The sequence below is a fragment of the Pseudomonas sp. DW-iso17 genome (assembly GCF_058725345.1).
On record NZ_JBZXEA010000047.1, the window covers coordinates 251,249 to 268,989 of the forward strand.

At 60.2% G+C, this 17,741-nt stretch carries 14 protein-coding genes; 12 read left to right on the forward strand and 2 right to left on the reverse strand.

What is annotated here, in order from left to right; genetic code table 11:
• Positions 1 to 242: 242 nt before the first annotated feature.
• The 8 genes from AC4PS6_RS27535 to AC4PS6_RS27570 all read left to right on the forward strand — a co-directional run bounded on the left by AC4PS6_RS27535 (position 243) and on the right by AC4PS6_RS27570 (position 11,702).
• Entirely contained in the window at positions 243 to 1,847 is a 1,605-nt protein-coding gene (locus tag AC4PS6_RS27535) for an ABC transporter substrate-binding protein (protein WP_032904009.1), read from the forward strand.
• Positions 1,848 to 2,018: 171 nt separating this feature from the next.
• Entirely contained in the window at positions 2,019 to 3,413 is a 1,395-nt protein-coding gene (locus tag AC4PS6_RS27540; RefSeq protein ID WP_336827018.1) for an OprD family outer membrane porin, read from the forward strand.
• A gap of 80 nt (positions 3,414 to 3,493) precedes the next feature.
• Positions 3,494 to 5,092, forward strand: a complete 1,599-nt coding sequence (locus AC4PS6_RS27545) for an ABC transporter substrate-binding protein (RefSeq protein WP_014716897.1) — start codon at positions 3,494 to 3,496, stop codon at positions 5,090 to 5,092.
• A gap of 76 nt (positions 5,093 to 5,168) precedes the next feature.
• A complete protein-coding gene (locus tag AC4PS6_RS27550; protein WP_003171721.1) occupies positions 5,169 to 6,179 on the forward strand; it encodes an ABC transporter permease subunit in 1,011 nt (336 codons plus the stop codon).
• 10 nt (positions 6,180 to 6,189) lie between these two features.
• Positions 6,190 to 7,101: an ABC transporter permease subunit gene (locus AC4PS6_RS27555; protein WP_003188486.1), complete on the forward strand. Its 912-nt coding sequence runs from the start codon at positions 6,190 to 6,192 to the stop codon at positions 7,099 to 7,101.
• A 10-nt stretch (positions 7,102 to 7,111) separates the two neighbouring features.
• A complete protein-coding gene (locus tag AC4PS6_RS27560; protein WP_014716896.1) occupies positions 7,112 to 8,080 on the forward strand; it encodes an ABC transporter ATP-binding protein in 969 nt (322 codons plus the stop codon).
• Complete coding sequence (locus AC4PS6_RS27565) at positions 8,080 to 9,051, forward strand: peptide ABC transporter ATP-binding protein (protein ID WP_014716895.1); 972 nt, start codon at positions 8,080 to 8,082, stop codon at positions 9,049 to 9,051. Before AC4PS6_RS27560 ends, AC4PS6_RS27565 begins: the two co-directional genes overlap by 1 nt.
• Before the next feature lie 392 nt (positions 9,052 to 9,443).
• Positions 9,444 to 11,702 carry a TonB-dependent siderophore receptor gene (locus AC4PS6_RS27570; protein WP_020301281.1) on the forward strand — a complete coding sequence of 753 codons (2,259 nt, stop codon included), beginning with the start codon at positions 9,444 to 9,446 and terminating at the stop codon, positions 11,700 to 11,702.
• Between the two features lie 73 nt (positions 11,703 to 11,775).
• Here the strand turns inward: AC4PS6_RS27570 and AC4PS6_RS27575 are convergent, their stop codons facing one another.
• Together AC4PS6_RS27575 and AC4PS6_RS27580 are read right to left on the reverse strand one after the other, a co-directional pair.
• Positions 11,776 to 12,036, reverse strand: coding sequence for a hypothetical protein (locus AC4PS6_RS27575; protein ID WP_032904007.1), 261 nt, complete (start codon positions 12,034 to 12,036; stop codon positions 11,776 to 11,778).
• Between the two features lie 226 nt (positions 12,037 to 12,262).
• Positions 12,263 to 13,846 carry a peptide chain release factor 3 gene (locus AC4PS6_RS27580; RefSeq protein ID WP_003188476.1) on the reverse strand — a complete coding sequence of 528 codons (1,584 nt, stop codon included), beginning with the start codon at positions 13,844 to 13,846 and terminating at the stop codon, positions 12,263 to 12,265.
• 332 nt (positions 13,847 to 14,178) lie between these two features.
• Between AC4PS6_RS27580 and AC4PS6_RS27585 the strand changes: the two genes are divergently transcribed.
• The 4 genes from AC4PS6_RS27585 to AC4PS6_RS27600 are packed head-to-tail and all read left to right on the forward strand — an operon-like array spanning position 14,179 to position 17,628.
• Complete coding sequence (locus AC4PS6_RS27585) at positions 14,179 to 14,895, forward strand: ABC transporter permease (RefSeq protein WP_020301284.1); 717 nt, start codon at positions 14,179 to 14,181, stop codon at positions 14,893 to 14,895.
• Between the two features lie 19 nt (positions 14,896 to 14,914).
• Positions 14,915 to 15,808 carry a glycine betaine ABC transporter substrate-binding protein gene (locus tag AC4PS6_RS27590; RefSeq protein WP_014716892.1) on the forward strand — a complete coding sequence of 298 codons (894 nt, stop codon included), beginning with the start codon at positions 14,915 to 14,917 and terminating at the stop codon, positions 15,806 to 15,808.
• A gap of 12 nt (positions 15,809 to 15,820) precedes the next feature.
• Positions 15,821 to 16,474, forward strand: a complete 654-nt coding sequence (locus AC4PS6_RS27595) for an ABC transporter permease (protein WP_003188473.1) — start codon at positions 15,821 to 15,823, stop codon at positions 16,472 to 16,474.
• Entirely contained in the window at positions 16,471 to 17,628 is a 1,158-nt protein-coding gene (locus tag AC4PS6_RS27600; RefSeq protein WP_014716891.1) for an osmoprotectant ABC transporter ATP-binding protein OsmV, read from the forward strand. The genes AC4PS6_RS27595 and AC4PS6_RS27600 overlap by 4 nt, the downstream gene beginning before the upstream one ends.
• Positions 17,629 to 17,741: the final 113 nt, after the last annotated feature.

Below are 17,741 nucleotides of genomic sequence, written 5' to 3' on the forward strand. Positions count from 1 at the left end.
AGACTACGTTTGCAAGCGTTGCCGTCTTACAGCAATGAACTGCGACCCGTGCCTCCGTTGCCTACAAGGTCAGTCAGAATTGACGCATTTACTGCAAGGTCAACGCCCCATAAGGTCGTAGGACAGCAGAGGCATCACTCTGGGAAGGGCACTTGCTGTGTGTGGGATCAGTGAGGTCTGCCTGGCTGCACGCCAGCAGGTAGGCTCGCTGTTGATAACTACAAACAAGGACCGGGATCGTCATGCGCCATACCACCGTTGTATCCGCTCTGTTTGCCACCAGCCTGCTGGCCATGGCCACCATGGGCCAAGCCGCCGAGAAAAAGAGCCTGGTGTTCTGCTCCGAAGGCAGCCCGGCAGGGTTTGACACTGCGCAATACACCACCGCTACCGACAACGATGCGGCGGAGCCTTTGTATAACCGTTTGGTGGAGTTCGAAAAAGGCGCGACCGACGTCGTCCCTGGGCTGGCAACCAAGTGGGATATTTCCCCTGATGGCCTGACCTACACCTTCCACCTGCGTGAAGGGGTGAAGTTCCACAGCAACAAGGAATTCAAGCCGACGCGAGACTTCAACGCCGACGACGTGCTGTTCACCTTCAACCGCATGCTTGACCCCGAGCACCCGTTCCGTAAGGCCTACCCCACCGAGTTTCCGTACTTCAACGGGATGAGCCTGAACAAGAACATCGCCAAGGTCGAGAAAACCGGCCCCTACACCGTAGTGATGACGCTGAACACGGTCGACGCAGCCTTCGTGCAGAACATCGCCATGAGCTTTGCCGCGATCCTTTCGGCGGAATACGCCGAGCAGTTGCTCACGCAAGGCCGGCCCAGCGACATCAACCAGAAGCCGATCGGCACTGGCCCCTTCGTGTTCCAGCGTTACCAGAAAGACTCGCAGATCCGCTACGTGGGCAACAAACAGTACTGGGACCCGAGCCGCGTCAAGCTGGACCAACTGATCTTCGCCATCAACACCGACGCCTCGGTGCGCGTGCAGAAGCTCAAGGCCGGCGAATGCCAGGTGACCCTGCATCCACGCCCCGCCGACGTCGAAGCCCTCAAGACCGACCCGAACCTGCAACTGCTGACCAAACCGGGCTTCAACCTGGGCTATATCTCCTACAACGTACGCCACAAGCCGTTCGATCAGTTGGAAGTACGCCAGGCGCTGGATATGGCGGTGAACAAGCAGAGCATCCTCAATGCTGTGTACCAGGGCGCCGGGCAACTGGCGGTCAACGCCATGCCACCCACGCAGTGGTCCTACGACGACAGCATCAAGGACGCCGCCTACGACCCGGAAAAAGCCAAGCAGTTGCTCAAGGCCGCTGGCGTCAAGGAAGGCACCGAGATCACCCTGTGGGCCATGCCGGTGCAACGCCCGTACAACCCCAACGCCAAGCTGATGGCGGAAATGCTGCAGAACGACTGGGCCAAGATCGGTCTCAAGGTCAAGATCGTCAGCTATGAATGGGGCGAGTACATCAAACGCACCAAGAACGGTGAGCACGATGTCAGCCTGATCGGCTGGACCGGCGACAACGGTGACCCGGACAACTGGCTCGGCACCCTCTACAGCTGCGACGCCATCGGCGGGAACAACTACTCCATGTGGTGCGACCCGGCGTACGACAAGCTGATCAAGCAAGCCAAGGTCGTGACCGACCGTGAACAAAGGACTGTTCTGTACAAACAGGCGCAGCAACTGCTCAAGCAGCAGGTGCCGATCACGCCCATCGCCCACTCGACGGTCAACCAGCCGTTAAGCGCCAAAGTCGAAGGCTTCAAGGTAAGCCCCTTCGGCCGCAACGTGTTCTCGGGCGTCAGCATCAACCCATAAGAAAATAACCGGATGGCGGGGAGCGAAATCAGCTCCCCGGCAAACGTGCAGGCTTTTGTTGGGAATTTTCCTACGCCAAACGTTTGCAATAGCTTGAACAAGTTCCACACCCAATAGCCGGATCACCCAAAAAGACCGGCATTAAAAAAGAGAACCAAAGGAGCTTCACCCATGAAACTGAGCAGCAAAGCGCTTCTGGCCTTGGCCATCAGCAGCATCACGGCCACCGCCTACGCTGAAACGCAAAGCCAGGACTTCGTTCCTACCACCCTGGCCGGCACCAGCGCCCAAAGCGAGGCCAAAGGCTTTACCGAAGATTTCAGCCTGGGCGGCACCACGCGTAACTGGTACTCCCATGAAAGCAAATACCGCGGGGGCACCTTCTCGTACCAGAAACACGGCCAGACCCTGACCGATCGCAACCGTACCAACTGGGTGCAAGGCACCATCCTCAACGCCAGCTCGGGTTTCACCCAGGGCACCGTTGGGGTCAAGACTGAAGTGGCGGTGTACAACGCCCTGGTACTGGACCGCAGCAAGCGTGATATCAAAGGCGGCTCCAACCGTACCCTGGCCGACTCCAACGGTGACGCCGTAGACCAGTGGAGCAAACTGGGCCTGGCCAACGTGCAATTCCGTGTGTCCAACACCACACTGACCGCCGGTCGCCAGAACTTCAGCAGCGGCATCGTCGACACCATCGGCAACCGTGCTCTGCCTTCGAGCTTCCAGGGCGTGAGCTTCAACAGCGAAGAGTTCAGCAACCTGTCGTTCCAGGGCGGCGTGTTCGACCGCGTTTCCCCACGTAGCGAGCAGAGCCTGTCGAAATTCCGTAGCGAATACGGCAATGGCGCAGAAACCGACAAAGTGTCGACCCTGGGTGTGAACTACCAGCCGCTGAAAAGCCTGAAGACCAGCTTCTTCGCCGCTAACGTGAAGGACTTCTGGAACCAGTACTACTTCGGCGCCACCCACGAGCTGGGCGACGCGCAGCAGTTGGGCCTGACCACCGGCTTCAACTACTACAAGACTGTCGATGAAGGCAAAAAAGAGATGGGGGAAATCGACAACGATACCTTCTCCCTCTCCCTGGGCCTGACTCACCAGGCACACAGCCTGACCTTTGGCTACCAGCAAGTGAACGGTAACGAGTACTTCGACTACCTGCACGAAACCAACGGTATCTACCTGGCCAACTCCCTGACGTCTGACTTCAACGGCCCGAACGAGAAATCCTTCCAGATCGCCTATGCCATCAACATGGCTGAATACGGCGTACCTGGCCTTAAGTTCAACGCCTACTCGGCACGCGGCTGGGGCATCGACGGCACCCACTACACCGGCAACAATGGCCGGGCCAAGTTTGCCTATGACGGCATCCAGTCCCAGGACGGCGAGAAGCACCAGGAATACGGTGTAGGCGCCTCTTACGCGCTGCAGAGCGGCCCGCTCAAAGCCACCACCGTGCGCGCAACCTATGTTGAGCACCGTGGCAGCGAGTTCCAGTCCGACGGCAGCATCAAAGAGTTCCGTCTGGTTACCACAATCCCGTTCAACATCCTTTAATTAGTGCCAGGCAGGCGGCGAGCTCAGGACGAGCTTGCCGCCTACGCTTTTCTGGTTCCATCGATTGCAGAGGGCTCTGAATGAAAATGCTCCCACTACAAGCCGCCATGGCCGCTGCGCTGTTGAGCGTGGCCATCGGCGTTTCGGCCAAACCGCTGGTGGTCTGCACCGAAGCCAGCCCGGAAGGTTTCGACCCGGTCCTGTACACCACTGCCGTGACCGCTGACGCCGCCGCTGAAACCATGTTCAACCGCCTGGTGGACTTCAAGCCCGGCACCACAGAAGTGGTGCCTGCCCTGGCCAAAGACCTGCCGGAAATCAGCGCCGATGGCCTGACCTACACCTTCCACCTGCGTGACGACATCAAGTTCCACACCACCGACTATTTCAAACCCACGCGCAACCTGAATGCCGATGATGTGCTTTGGAGCTTCCAGCGCCAGCTGGACCCGAATCACCCTTGGCATAAAAAGTCCAACGTGGGCTATCCGTACTTCGAAAGCATGGGCTTTAAAGAACTGCTCAAGAGCGTAGAGAAAACCGACGATCACACCGTCGTCTTTACCCTGACCCGTCCTGAAGCCCCGTTCCTGGCCGACCTGGCCATGGCGTTTTCCTCGATTCACTCCGCCGAATATGCCGACCAGTTGCTCAAGTCCGGCAAGACCGATGACCTGAACGCCAAGCCCATCGGCACCGGGCCGTTCATCTTCAACCGCTACGCAAAAGATGCCCAGGTGCGTTTCAAGGCCAACCCGGAGTACTTCCGTGGCAAGCCGCCGGCCGACCCGCTTATTCTGGCAATCACCACCGATAGCAATGTGCGCCTGCAAAAGCTCAAGGCCAACGAATGCCAGATCGCGCTGTATCCCAAGCCCGATGATGTACCCAGCGCCAAGGCTGATCCCAACCTGAAAGTGGCGGAACTAGCGGCGATGACCACCAGCTACACCGCCATGAATACCACCCACAAGTACATGAGCGATGCGCGGGTACGTCACGCGATCAATATTGCCTTCGATAAAAAGGGCTACAACGAATCGCTGTACGGCAAAGGCAACGCCGTCGATGCCACCGGGCCGTACCCGCCGACCCTGCTGGGCTTCAGTGACAAGCTGAAAAACCCAGTTCGCGACTTGGACAAGGCGCGCGCCCTGCTCAAGGAAGCCGGCGTACCGGAAGGCACCGAGTTCACCCTGTTTACCCGTAACGGCGGCGGCCCGACCAACCCCAACCCGATGCTCGGCGCCCAGCGCATGCAGGCGGATCTAGCCCAGATTGGCCTGAAGGTCAATATCAAGGTCATGGAGTGGGGCGAAATGCTCAAGCGCGCTAAAGCCGGCGAACACGACATGGTTTCTGCAGGCTGGGCCGGGGATAACGGCGACCCGGATAACTTCCTCACCCCTAACCTGAGTTGCGACGCAGCGAAAAACGGCGAAAACTACGCCCGCTGGTGTAACAAAGAGTTTCAAGACTTGATCGACAAGGCCCGCGCCGACGCTGAACCCGCCGAACGCGCCGCACTCTATGAACAAGCTTTGGCCGTTTTCGAGAAGGACCAACCGTGGATCCCCATGGCCTACCCGAAAATGTTTACCGCCATGCGCAAGAACGTCGAGGGTTATACCCAAAGCCCTCTGACTACCAATAACTTCGCCACGACCCAGGTGAAGTAAATAAGAAAAACGCTCGGCACCGTCGACACTGACGGTGCCGGACCTGCCTAACCGGCTGATTGAGGTACACACCAAGATGTTTAGTTTTATTGCCCGCCGACTGGGGTTATTGATCCCCACGTTCTTCGGCATCACGTTGCTGACCTTTGCGTTGATTCGCATGATTCCAGGCGACCCCGTAGAAGTCATGATGGGCGAGCGACGGGTTGACCCCGAAATGCACGCCCAGGCAATGGAGCGCCTTGGCCTTAACAAGCCGCTGTATGCGCAATACCTGGATTACGTCGGCAAGCTCGCCCAGGGCGACCTTGGCGAATCGCTGCGCACTCGCACCAGCGTGTGGACCGAGTTCACCGCCCTCTTCCCCGCGACCCTGGAACTGTCCATGGCCGCGCTGTTGTTCGCCGGTATTCTGGGCCTGTTGGCCGGGGTGATCGCGGCACTCAAACGAGGATCCCTGTTCGACCACGGGGTGATGGGCATCTCCCTGGCGGGATATTCGATGCCGATCTTCTGGTGGGGCCTGATCCTGATCATGTTCTTCTCGGTGAGCCTGGGCTGGACCCCGGTATCCGGGCGTATCGACCTGCTCTACGACATCGAGCCACGCACCGGCTTCATGCTGATCGACACCCTGCTGGCCGACGAGCCGGACGCGTTCTGGGATGCGTTGCACCACCTGATCCTGCCAGCCATCGTGCTCGGCACCATCCCGCTGGCGGTGATCGCGCGCATGACCCGTTCGTCGATGCTCGAAGTGCTGCGTGAGGACTACATCCGTACCGCCAAGGCCAAGGGCCTATCGCCGGCGCGCGTGGTGTTCGTGCACGGCCTGCGTAACGCGCTGATCCCGGTGCTCACTGTGGTCGGCCTGCAAGTCGGCACGCTGCTGGCCGGTGCGGTACTGACCGAAACCATCTTCTCGTGGCCCGGCATCGGCAAATGGCTGATCGAAGCCATTGGCGCGCGGGACTACCCGGTGGTGCAAAACGGCATTCTGCTGATCGCCTGCCTGGTGATCCTGGTGAACTTCGTGGTGGATATCCTCTACGGCTTCGCCAACCCACGCATCCGTCACCAGCGCTGAGATCATGACCATGACCACACCTACTCAAGTGTCAGCAGTCGATCAGAGCCTGCTGTACCCGTCCCCGTACAAAGAATTCTGGCAAGCCTTCTCCAAGAACAAAGGCGCGGTTGCCGGCCTGCTGTTCATGTTGCTGATCGTGTTCTGCGCGATCTTCGCCCCGTGGGTTGCGCCGCATAACCCCAGCGAGCAATACCGAGACTTCCTGCTCACGCCACCGGCCTGGCTGGAAGGCGGGCAGATGCAGTTCCTGCTGGGCACCGACGAACTGGGCCGCGACTTGCTCTCGCGCCTGATCCAGGGCTCGCGCCTGTCGTTGCTGATCGGTTTATCGTCGGTGGTGATGTCGCTGATCCCGGGCATCCTGCTGGGCCTGTTCGCTGGGTTCTTCCCGCGCTTGCTCGGCCCGACCATCATGCGCTTGATGGACATCATGCTGGCCCTGCCATCGCTGCTGCTGGCCGTGGCGATTGTGGCCATCCTCGGCCCTGGCCTGATCAACACCGTGATCGCCATCGCCATCGTGTCGTTGCCATCCTATGTGCGCCTGACCCGCGCCGCCGTGATGGGCGAACTGAACCGCGACTACGTGACTGCCGCCCGCCTCGCTGGCGCCGGCCTGCCACGCCTGATGTTCATCACCGTGCTGCCTAACTGCATGGCGCCGCTGATCGTACAAGCGACCTTGAGCTTTTCCTCGGCGATTCTCGATGCCGCGGCCCTGGGCTTCCTCGGCCTTGGCGTACAACCGCCAACCCCTGAGTGGGGCACCATGCTGGCTTCGGCCCGCGACTACATCGAACGCGCCTGGTGGGTGGTGAGCCTGCCTGGCTTGACCATTTTGCTCAGCGTGCTGGCAATCAACTTGATGGGTGACGGCCTGCGCGATGCGCTGGACCCGAAACTCAAGAACGCCGCCTGAGGAGATTCCCATGTCATTGTTAGAAATCAAGAATCTCAACGTGCGCTTCGGCGACAAGACCGCCGTGCCGGTGGTCGATGGCCTCGACATTTCCGTCGACAAGGGCGAAGTCCTGGCAATCGTTGGCGAGTCGGGCTCGGGTAAATCCGTGACCATGATGGCGCTGATGGGCCTGATCGAGCACCCCGGCATCGTCACCGCCGATGCGCTGAACTTCGACGGCAAGGACATGCTCAAGTTGAGCAACCGCCAGCGCCGCCAGATCGTCGGCAAAGACCTGGCGATGGTGTTCCAGGATCCGATGACCGCGCTGAACCCCAGCTACACCGTGGGTTTCCAGATCGAAGAAGTGCTGCGCCTGCATTTGAAAATGTCCGGCAAACAAGCACGCAAACGCGCCATCGAGCTGCTGGAAAAGGTCGAGATCCCAGGCGCTGCCAGCCGTATGGATGCCTACCCGCACCAATTGTCCGGTGGTATGAGCCAACGCGTGGCAATCGCCATGGCGATTGCCGGCGAACCGAAACTGCTGATTGCCGATGAACCGACCACTGCGTTGGACGTGACCATCCAGGCGCAGATCATGGAGCTGCTGTTGGCCCTGCAAAAAGAGCAGAACATGGGCCTGGTGCTGATCACTCACGACCTCGCGGTAGTGGCTGAGACTGCCCAGCGCGTGTGCGTAATGTACGCCGGCCAGGCCGTGGAAGTCGGCCAGGTGCCGCAGTTGTTCGACATTCCGGCACACCCGTACAGCGAAGCGTTGCTCAAGGCGATTCCCGAGCACAGCCTGGGTGCCACGCGCCTGGCCACGCTGCCGGGCATCGTGCCGGGCCGCTATGACCGTCCGCAGGGTTGCCTGCTGTCGCCGCGCTGCCCGTATGTGCAGGACTCCTGCCGCGCCCAGCGGCCGGGCCTCGATCCGAAAAGCAACAGCCTTGCCCGCTGCTTCTACCCGTTGAACCAGGAGGTGGCGTAATGGCCGTCGTACTTACCGCCCGCGACCTCACCCGTCACTACGAAGTGTCCCGTGGCCTGTTCAAGGGCCACGCCACCGTGCGTGCTCTTAATGGTGTGTCTTTTGAGCTGGAAGCCGGCAAGACCCTCGCCGTGGTAGGCGAGTCGGGCTGTGGCAAATCCACCCTGGCCCGCGCCCTGACGCTGATTGAAGAGCCCTCGTCGGGCTCGTTGAAAATCGCCGGGCAAGAAGTGGCCGGCGCCAACAAGGCTCAGCGCAAGCAATTGCGCAAAGACGTGCAGATGGTGTTCCAGAGCCCCTATGCCTCGTTGAACCCACGCCAGAAAGTCGGTGATCAACTGGCCGAACCGCTGCTGATCAACACCCACCTGTCCGCTGCCGAGCGCCGCGAAAAAGTGCAGGCGATGATGAAGCAAGTGGGCCTGCGCCCTGAGCATTATCAGCGCTACCCGCACATGTTCTCCGGTGGTCAGCGCCAGCGTATCGCCCTGGCTCGCGCAATGATGCTGCAACCCAAGGTGCTGGTGGCGGACGAACCGACCTCGGCGCTGGACGTGTCGATCCAGGCACAGGTGCTTAACCTGTTCATGGATTTGCAGCAGGAATTCAACACCGCCTACGTGTTCATTTCCCACAACCTGGCGGTGGTACAGCACGTAGCTGACGATGTGATGGTGATGTACCTCGGCCGCCCGGTTGAGGTGGGCCCCAAGGAAGACATCTACGCACGCCCGCTGCACCCTTACACCCAGGCGCTGCTGTCGGCCACGCCGACCATTCACCCGGACCCGAGCAAGCCAAAGATCAAGATCGTCGGCGAACTGCCCAACCCACTGAACCCGCCGCCGGGTTGCGCGTTCCACAAGCGCTGCCCGTATGCGACCGAGCGCTGCAGCAGTGAGGAGCCGCTGTTGCGGCCGTTGGATAACCGGCAGGTGGCTTGTCACTACGCGGAGCAATTCGTGGCCTGAAGCAACATTGTTTCCCTCTGTGGGAGCGGGCTTGCTCGCGAATGCGTGGGTTCAGCTACAGATGGGTTGCTGACACACCGTCTTCGCGAGCAAGCCCGCCCCACAGGGGTAATGCGTAATATCGAGTTCCATCGCCCTTCCCGCCAGATTGCGCATCAGTCTGCCTGGAGGGGCTTTTTTTTGCGCGGTTGTAACAAAAAATATACCGTTTGAACCCATGCCAAAAGCCCTGAAAACATTGAGCCAGAGCGTTTCGAAAAGTGTATAGATTGTAAATGCAATTTACTTCTGTTTGAGAATCAATACCATTACGGCGCACGGAGAGCGCTGGATGCACGACAAAAATTCAGACGCCTCTCGTTCAATCGCCCCTCCTAAAGGACTTTGTGGACATGTCGTCTCAATTCAGGCTCAGCCATCTCTCGCTGGCGTTTATCGCTACCCTTTCGTCACCCGCGCTGCTGGCGCAGAGTGTGGAAAAAGAGCGCGATAAAGTGCCGATCCAAGCGACAGACCTGCCGGTGGATGGCACGCCCCAAGCCCTGGTGCTGGGCGAAACGCGTGTATTGGGCACCGCTGCCGAAGAACTCAAGCAGGCGCCCGGTGTGTCGATCATCACCGCCGAAGACATCAAGAAACGCCCGCCCACCAACGACCTGTCGGAGATCATCCGCCGCGAGCCGGGCGTGAACCTGACCGGCAACAGTTCCAGCGGCAGCCGTGGCAACAACCGCCAAATCGACCTGCGCGGCATGGGCCCGGAAAACACCCTGATCCTGATCGATGGCAAGCCGTCCACCTCCCGCAACGCCGTGCGTTATGGCTGGAGCGGCGACCGCGATACCCGTGGCGAAACCAATTGGGTGCCGGCCGAAGAAGTCGAACGCATTGAAATCCTGCGCGGCCCGGCCGCCGCCCGTTATGGCTCCGGTGCCATGGGCGGTGTCATCAACATCATCACCAAACGCCCCACCGACCAACTGCACGGCTCGCTGACCGCTTACACGGCCTTCCCTGAAAACGACGCCGAAGGCGCGAGCAAACGCACCAACTTCAACCTCAGCGGCCCGTTGACCGACACCCTGGCGTTCCGCGTCTATGGCGGCCTGAACAAGACCGACGCCGATGACGCCGACATCAACCGCGCAGCACAGGCGACCCCAGACTCGCTGGTGGCCGGCCGCGAGGGCGTGCGCAATAAAGACGTGAACGGCTTGCTGAGCTGGCAGTTCACCCCCGAGCAAACCCTCGACCTGGAAGCCAGCTACAGCCGCCAGGGCAATATTTTCGCCGGTGATACCATGCTCAACGGCGGTGGCGCATTCGTGGAAAGCCTGGTGGGCAAGGAAACCAGTGTGATTCAGCGCAGCAGCTTTTCTGCCACGCACCGCGGCGAGTTCGACTGGGGCTCGACCCTGGCTTCGCTAACCCACGACCTGACCCGCAACGAACGCCTCAATGAAGGCCTGGCCGGTTCTGGCGAGGGTGCGCCGTCTGCCAGCGCAGGCCGTTTCGAGTCGCGCTTGCGCAACACTCGGGCCACCGCCGAGGTCAACCTGCCCCTGAGCGTCGGTGCCGAACAGGTGCTCACCCTGGGCAGCGAGTACCTCTACGAGTCGATGAACGACCCAGGCTCGTTGCGCCCGCAAAGCTATGACCCAGGCACCGGCGGCGTCCCCGCCATCCCGGGCGTGAGCCGCAACAGCACCAAGACCACCGCCTCGAGCTACGCCTTGTTTGCCGAGGACAACATCGAGCTGGGCAGCAAGACTGTCATCACGCCTGGCTTGCGCTTCGACGACCATGAGGAATACGGCGGCAACTGGAGCCCCAGCTTCAACGCCTCGCACCAGTTGACCGATGAATTGAGCATCAAGGGTGGCATCGCCCGCGCCTATAAAACACCCAACCTGTACCAGTCCAACCCGAACTATTTGCTGTACAGCCGTGGCAATGGCTGCAACGCCAGCGAAGCCAACATGGGCGGTTGCTACCTGGTGGGTAATCGCGACCTGAAGCCGGAAATCAGCGTCAACAAGGAAATCGGCCTGGCTTTCGACAAGGGCACCTGGCGTACCAGTGCGACGTACTTCCGTAATGACTACAAGAACAAGATCAACGCCAGTAACGAGGCGGCCTTCCGCCTGGGCAACGGTCGCCGCGTGCTGGAGTGGGAAAACAGCGGGCCCGCCTTGGTGCAGGGCGTTGAAGGCAACCTGTTCATCAGCCTGCGCGATGATCTGGACTTGAATACCAACCTGACCTACATGATCGACTCCAAGGACAAGGACACCGGCGAGCCCTTGAGCATCATCCCCAAGTACACCGTCAACACCACGCTGGATTGGCAAGCCACTGACAAGCTGTCATTCCAGGTCAGCGGCACCTATTACGGCAAACAAGAAGCACCGACGCTCAACTCACGCAGCGCCAGCAGTTACGAGCGCAGCGCCCAGCAGGACGTCGACCCGTACGGGTTGATGGGCCTGAGCAGCGGCTACGAATTCAGCAAAAACCTGAGCGTACGCGTGGGCATCAACAACCTCCTGGACAAGCGCCTGTCTCGCAAAGGTAACGCCGACGACGCCGGTGCCCAGACCTACAATGAACCGGGCCGCGCTTACTTCGCGTCGGTGACTACATCGTTCTAAGGCATTGTTTGAGGTCTGAAAAGCGCCTCCCACCAGCTATAGGCTGGCGGGAGGCGCTTTCTTTCTAGCGAGCCTACGTTTGGCTATCGCCTTCGTCTGCGTCTGCGTCGTCGCTGTCGGGCTCGTCGGTAGTAGAGTCATCATCACCCTCGCTGCCGCCCTGGCCCTGATCGCCTGGTTCGGCTTCGGACTTGGCCAACTGCAAGTGCGATGCCTGACCACTGGTCACCACCGCTGCGCTCGGTACCGGGTTATGCGCCCAGGCCGTCGACATCCCCAACGACAACAGCACCAGCACTTTCATCAACAGCACTATTCGTTGAAAAATACTCATGATCGATTCCGTCCAGTCAGTAAATGGGCCCCGCACGGCAGTCATTAACTGCCACCAGCGTTTACGCTAGTCGCGATGCCGGATTACCGCCAATCCCCAGCCTTTAGGAGGTCAAAATGTGGGAGGGGGCTTGCCCCCGATTACGGAGTGTCAGAGCCCAATACACTGGCTGACACACCGCTATCGGGGGCAAGCCCCCTCCCACATTCTCTGAACCGCTCAAACCTTAGTGGTGTTCGCGGGTCGCGCGGAACTTCACATCCGGCCAGCGCTCTTCCATCAACGCCAGGTTCACCCGCGTCGGCGCCAGGTAGGTCAGGTGACCACCGCCGTCGATTGCCAGGTTTTCCACGGCCTTGTTGGAGAACTCTTCCAACTTCTTCTTATCGCTGCAATCAATCCAGCGCGCCGAATACACGGTGATCGGCTCATACGAACACTCAACCTTGTATTCCTCTTTCAAGCGGCTGGCGACCACATCGAACTGCAGCACACCCACGGCGCCGAGGATGATGTCGTTGCTGCGCTCGGGGAAGAACACCTGGGTGGCGCCCTCTTCGGCCAATTGCTGCAAGCCTTGGCGCAGTTGCTTGGACTTGAGCGGGTCACGCAGGCGCACGCGGCGGAACAGTTCCGGGGCGAAATGCGGAATCCCGGTGAAGCCCAGGGCTTCGCCTTCGGTAAAGGTGTCGCCGATCTGGATGGTGCCGTGGTTGTGCAGGCCGATGATGTCGCCGGCAAACGCCTCTTCCAGCTGTTCACGCTCGGAGGAGAAGAACGTCAGGGCGTCGCCGATGCGTACGTCCTTGCCGGTGCGCACGTGGCGCATCTTCATGCCTTTTTCGTACTTGCCGGAGCAGATGCGCATAAAGGCGATACGGTCGCGGTGTTTCGGGTCCATGTTCGCCTGGATCTTGAACACGAAGCCGGTGAATTTCTCTTCCACCGGTTCCACGGTGCGCTCGTTGGCAACGCGGGCCAGGGGTTTTGGCGCCCAGTCCACGACGGCGTCGAGCACGTGGTCGACACCGAAGTTGCCCAGCGCGGTACCGAAGAACACCGGCGTCAGTTGGCCGTCGAGGAATTCCTGCTGGTTGAACTCATGGCAGGCGCCCTGCACCAGTTCCAGCTGGTCGACGAAACGATCGTACTCGTCGCCCAGGTGGGCACGGGCTTCGTCGGAGTCGAGCTTCTCGATGATCTTGGTTTCGGTGCGTTCATGGCCGTGGCCGGCGGTGTAGACAATGATGTAGTCGTCGGCCAGGTGGTACACGCCCTTGAAGTCGCGGTAGCAACCAATCGGCCAGGTGATCGGCGCGGCTTTGATCTTCAAGACGGCTTCGATTTCATCCAGCAACTCGATGGGGTCGCGGATATCGCGGTCGAGTTTGTTGATGAAACTGACAATCGGCGTGTCACGCAGACGGCACACGTCCATCAACGCGATGGTACGCGGTTCGACGCCTTTACCGCCGTCGAGGACCATCAGCGCCGAGTCCACCGCGGTGAGGGTGCGGTAGGTATCTTCGGAGAAGTCTTCGTGCCCCGGGGTGTCGAGCAGGTTGATCATGTGCTCGCGATACGGGAACTGCATGACCGACGTGGTAATGGAAATACCCCGTTGTTTTTCCATTTCCATCCAGTCGGAGGTGGCATGGCGGTCGGATTTGCGCGATTTCACCGTGCCGGCCACCGCGATCGCCTTGCCCATCAGCAACAGCTTTTCGGTGATGGTGGTCTTACCGGCATCGGGGTGGGAAATAATGGCGAAAGTGCGGCGTTTCGCGACTTCGGCGGCCTGGTGGGTCATGGGAAATCGCCTGGCAGGTGAGTCAAAAAAGGGCGGCGAGTATAGCGCAAACGCGAGGGTACGGACCACCGTTGAGCCCATTGGGGGTGGCTAAATGCGCCCAAGTGTGGAACCTTTTAAAAGGTAGAGACGTCCACTCCCCTGCTATCGCACTCGGAACAGGGGCTGAAATATCAGCAAGTTAGCCTGACGAGGCTGCGCTCATGGCTCGATCGCATACTGCATTGCCAGTATCGGCGAGTTGCTTTTCGCGAACTCATTCAGAGGCAGCCAGGAATGGCAGTGCCGCCGGAAAATGTGTTCGCCGACAAAAGAAAAAAAGGAGTCCGCCTGTGGCTATTCGCTATGGCAAAGGGCTGATAGGAGGCGCGGTTGTCGTCGCGCTCCTGGCCCTGCTGGTCCACTGGATCGGCATCAACACGATCGAACTGTACCGCGACGATTTGTTGTTTTACCTGCAAGCTCACCTGATTCTCGTCCTAATCTCCATGCTGGCAGCCCTGATTGTGGGCATCCCCGCCGGTATCCTGCTCAGCCGACCCAACATGGTCGGGCGCGCAGAACGTTTCATGCAGATCTTCAACATCGGCAACACCGTCCCTCCCCTGGCCGTACTGGCCATCGCCCTCGGCGTCCTCGGCATCGGCAGCGGCCCGGCCATCTTCGCGCTGTTCCTTGCCTCGCTCCTGCCCATCGTACGCAACACCTACGAAGGCCTGAAAAACGTTCAGGGCTCCCTCAAGGAAGCCGCCACCGGCATCGGCATGACCCCGCGCCAGGTGCTGTTTCGCGTGGAGCTGCCCAACGCCGTGCCGATCATCATCGGCGGTGTGCGCGTGGCCCTGGCGATCAACGTCGGTACCGCACCGCTGGCGTTCCTGATTGGCGCCAACAGCCTGGGCAGCCTGATCTTCCCCGGCATCGCCCTGAACAACCAGCCGCAACTGTTGCTCGGCGCCGCCTGCACCGCGCTGCTGGCATTGCTGCTTGATGGCCTGGTGACCATGGCTAGCCGCCTCTGGCTGGAACGCGGGTTACGCCCGTCTTAAGCCCGGTAAAGGAATTCACATGAAAAAACTGAGCTTGATATTAGGCTGCGTCCTGCTGCTTGCAGGTATTGCGCAAGCCGCCGAAAAACCCGTGATCCGCATCGGCGCCCGGGTGTTCACCGAGCAGACCCTGCTCGCCGAAATCACTTCCCAATACCTGCGCACCAAGGGCTACGACGCCCGCGTGACCGGCGGCCTGGGCAGCAACCTGGCGCGCAGTGCCCAGGAAAGCGGGCAACTGGACCTGATATGGGAATACACCGGCGTGTCGCTGGTGGCCTACAACCATATCGACGAGAAACTCGACAGCGAGCAGTCCTACGCTCGGGTCAAAGAACTCGATGGAAAAAAAGGCCTGGTCTGGCTATCGCCGTCGCGCTTTAGCAACACCTATGCCCTGGCGCTGCCGGAGAAAGTCGCCCAGGAACATCCCGAGATCAACAGCATCAGCGACCTCACCAACGCCATGGCCGAGAACACCAAAGAGCACCGTCTGGTCGCCCTGGACACCGAGTTCGCCAACCGCTCCGATGGCCTGGCCGGCATGGTCAAGCTGTACGACATGAACCTGACACGCAAGAACACCCGGCAAATGGACGCCGGCCTGGTCTACACCGCACTGCGTAACGGCCAGGTGTTTGCCGGTTTGGTCTACACCACCGACGGGCGCCTCAACGCCTTTAAGTTGAAGCTGCTGGAAGACGACAAGCACTACTTCCCGGACTACACCGCAGCCCCGGTGATCCGCCAGGAGTACCTCGACAAGCACCCGCAACTGGCCGCGGAACTCAAGCCTTTGGCCCACCTGTTCGACGACGAAACCATGCGCCAGCTCAATGCACGGGTCGACGTCGACCATGAAAGCCCGTCCGCCGTTGCCGCCGATTTCCTGCGCCAACATCCAATCAACTAAAAAGGAGAAGACATGGAATTTTTGAACGCCTTTTCCCATCTTGATTGGGCCCAGGTCCTACACCTGACCTGGCAGCACATCACCCTGGTCGGCATCGCAGTGATCCTCGCGATCTTCATCGGCGTGCCCCTGGGCATTCTGATGACGCGCTTCCCGACCCTGGCCGGCCCGTTGCAAGCCAGCGCCACAGTGTTGCTGACCGTGCCATCCATCGCGCTGTTCGGCCTGCTGCTGCCGTTCTACTCCAAGTTCGGCCAGGGCCTGGGGCCAATGCCGGCGATCACCGCCGTGTTCCTTTACTCCCTGCTGCCAATCATGCGTAACACCTACCTGGCCCTCACCGGCGTTGAGCCAGGCATTCGCGAAGCCGCACGCGGCATCGGCATGACCTTCGGCCAGCGCCTGCGCATGGTCGAACTGCCGATTGCGGTGCCGGTGATTCTCGCTGGCGTGCGTACCGCCGTGGTGATGAATATCGGTGTGATGACCATCGCCGCCACCATCGGTGCCGGTGGCCTGGGTGTACTTATTCTGGCTTCCATCAGCCGCAGCGATATGTCGATGCTGATCGTCGGCGCCGTGCTGGTCAGTCTCCTGGCCATCTTCGCCGACCTGCTTCTGCAATGGCTGCAACGCTCGCTGACTCCAAAAGGATTGCTCAAATGATCGAACTTCAAAACCTGTCCAAGACTTTTCAAAGCAACGGCAAGACCGTCACCGCCGTCAACGATGTAAGCCTGACCGTCAACGAAGGCGAAATTTGCGTATTCCTGGGGCCCTCGGGCTGCGGCAAGAGCACCACGCTGAAGATGATCAACCGTCTGATCAAGCCCTCCTCGGGCAAGATCCTGATCAACGGCGAAGACACCACCGACCTCGACGAGGTGACCCTGCGTCGCAACATCGGCTACGTGATCCAGCAGATCGGCCTGTTCCCCAACATGACCATCGAAGAGAACATCGTGGTGGTGCCCAAGCTGCTCGGCTGGGACAAGCAAAAATGCCACGACCGCGCCCGCGAATTGATGAGCATGATCAAGCTGGAGCCCAAGCAGTACCTGCATCGCTACCCGCGTGAATTGTCGGGTGGGCAGCAACAGCGCATCGGAGTGATCCGCGCCCTGGCGGCGGATGCGCCGCTGCTGCTGATGGACGAGCCGTTCGGCGCGGTCGACCCGATCAACCGCGAGATGATCCAGAACGAGTTCTTCGAGATGCAGCGCGCGCTGAACAAAACCGTGATCATGGTCAGCCACGACATCGACGAAGCCATCAAGCTGGGTGACAAGATCGCCATCTTCCGCGCCGGCAAGCTGCTGCAGATCGACCACCCGGACACGCTGCTGGCGCACCCGGCCGACGAGTTCGTCAGCAATTTCGTGGGCCAGGACAGCACCCTCAAGCGCCTGCTGCTGGTAAAAGCCGAAGACGCGGCGGACAACGCCCCGTCGGTGAGCCCGGAAACACCCGTGGCCGATGCGCTGGAATTGATGGACGAGCACGACCGCCGCTATGTGGTGGTCACCTGTTCGGAGAACAAGGCGCTGGGGTATGTACGCCGCCGCGACCTGCACCGCCAGGCCGGCACCTGCGGCCAGTACCTGCGCGAGTTCAACGCCACGGCGGCGTACGACGAGCATTTGCGCATCCTGCTGTCGCGCATGTACGAGTTCAACCGCTCGTGGTTGCCGGTGATGGATGCCGAGCGCGTGTTCCTGGGTGAAGTGACCCAGGAGTCGATTGCCGAGTACCTGAGTTCCGGTAAATCCCGTGGCGGCAAGACCAGCATTGTCTCGCCTGCCGAAACTGCTTTGGCTTGATAGATCGCTATCGCAGGCAAGCCAGCTCCCACAGGGGAATGCATTCCAGCATAAGAATCAGCCCTTTCAAGGTCTTTTCGTCTTGGCAGCCTTGATTATCCGGTCCGTTGAAA

What these genes read in the sequence shown, in the direction of transcription:
- AC4PS6_RS27535 (WP_032904009.1), top strand. Translation starts at nt 243, where the DNA reads ATGCGCCATACCACCGTTGTATCCGCTCTGTTTGCCACCAGCCTGCTG.
- AC4PS6_RS27540 (WP_336827018.1), top strand. Translation starts at nt 2,019, where the DNA reads ATGAAACTGAGCAGCAAAGCGCTTCTGGCCTTGGCCATCAGCAGCATC.
- AC4PS6_RS27545 (WP_014716897.1), top strand. Translation starts at nt 3,494, where the DNA reads ATGAAAATGCTCCCACTACAAGCCGCCATGGCCGCTGCGCTGTTGAGC.
- AC4PS6_RS27550 (WP_003171721.1), top strand. Translation starts at nt 5,169, where the DNA reads ATGTTTAGTTTTATTGCCCGCCGACTGGGGTTATTGATCCCCACGTTC.
- AC4PS6_RS27555 (WP_003188486.1), top strand. Translation starts at nt 6,190, where the DNA reads ATGACCACACCTACTCAAGTGTCAGCAGTCGATCAGAGCCTGCTGTAC.
- AC4PS6_RS27560 (WP_014716896.1), top strand. Translation starts at nt 7,112, where the DNA reads ATGTCATTGTTAGAAATCAAGAATCTCAACGTGCGCTTCGGCGACAAG.
- AC4PS6_RS27565 (WP_014716895.1), top strand. Translation starts at nt 8,080, where the DNA reads ATGGCCGTCGTACTTACCGCCCGCGACCTCACCCGTCACTACGAAGTG.
- AC4PS6_RS27570 (WP_020301281.1), top strand. Translation starts at nt 9,444, where the DNA reads ATGTCGTCTCAATTCAGGCTCAGCCATCTCTCGCTGGCGTTTATCGCT.
- AC4PS6_RS27575 (WP_032904007.1), bottom strand. Translation starts at nt 12,036, where the DNA reads ATGAGTATTTTTCAACGAATAGTGCTGTTGATGAAAGTGCTGGTGCTG.
- AC4PS6_RS27580 (WP_003188476.1), bottom strand. Translation starts at nt 13,846, where the DNA reads ATGACCCACCAGGCCGCCGAAGTCGCGAAACGCCGCACTTTCGCCATT.
- AC4PS6_RS27590 (WP_014716892.1), top strand. Translation starts at nt 14,915, where the DNA reads ATGAAAAAACTGAGCTTGATATTAGGCTGCGTCCTGCTGCTTGCAGGT.
- AC4PS6_RS27595 (WP_003188473.1), top strand. Translation starts at nt 15,821, where the DNA reads ATGGAATTTTTGAACGCCTTTTCCCATCTTGATTGGGCCCAGGTCCTA.
- AC4PS6_RS27600 (WP_014716891.1), top strand. Translation starts at nt 16,471, where the DNA reads ATGATCGAACTTCAAAACCTGTCCAAGACTTTTCAAAGCAACGGCAAG.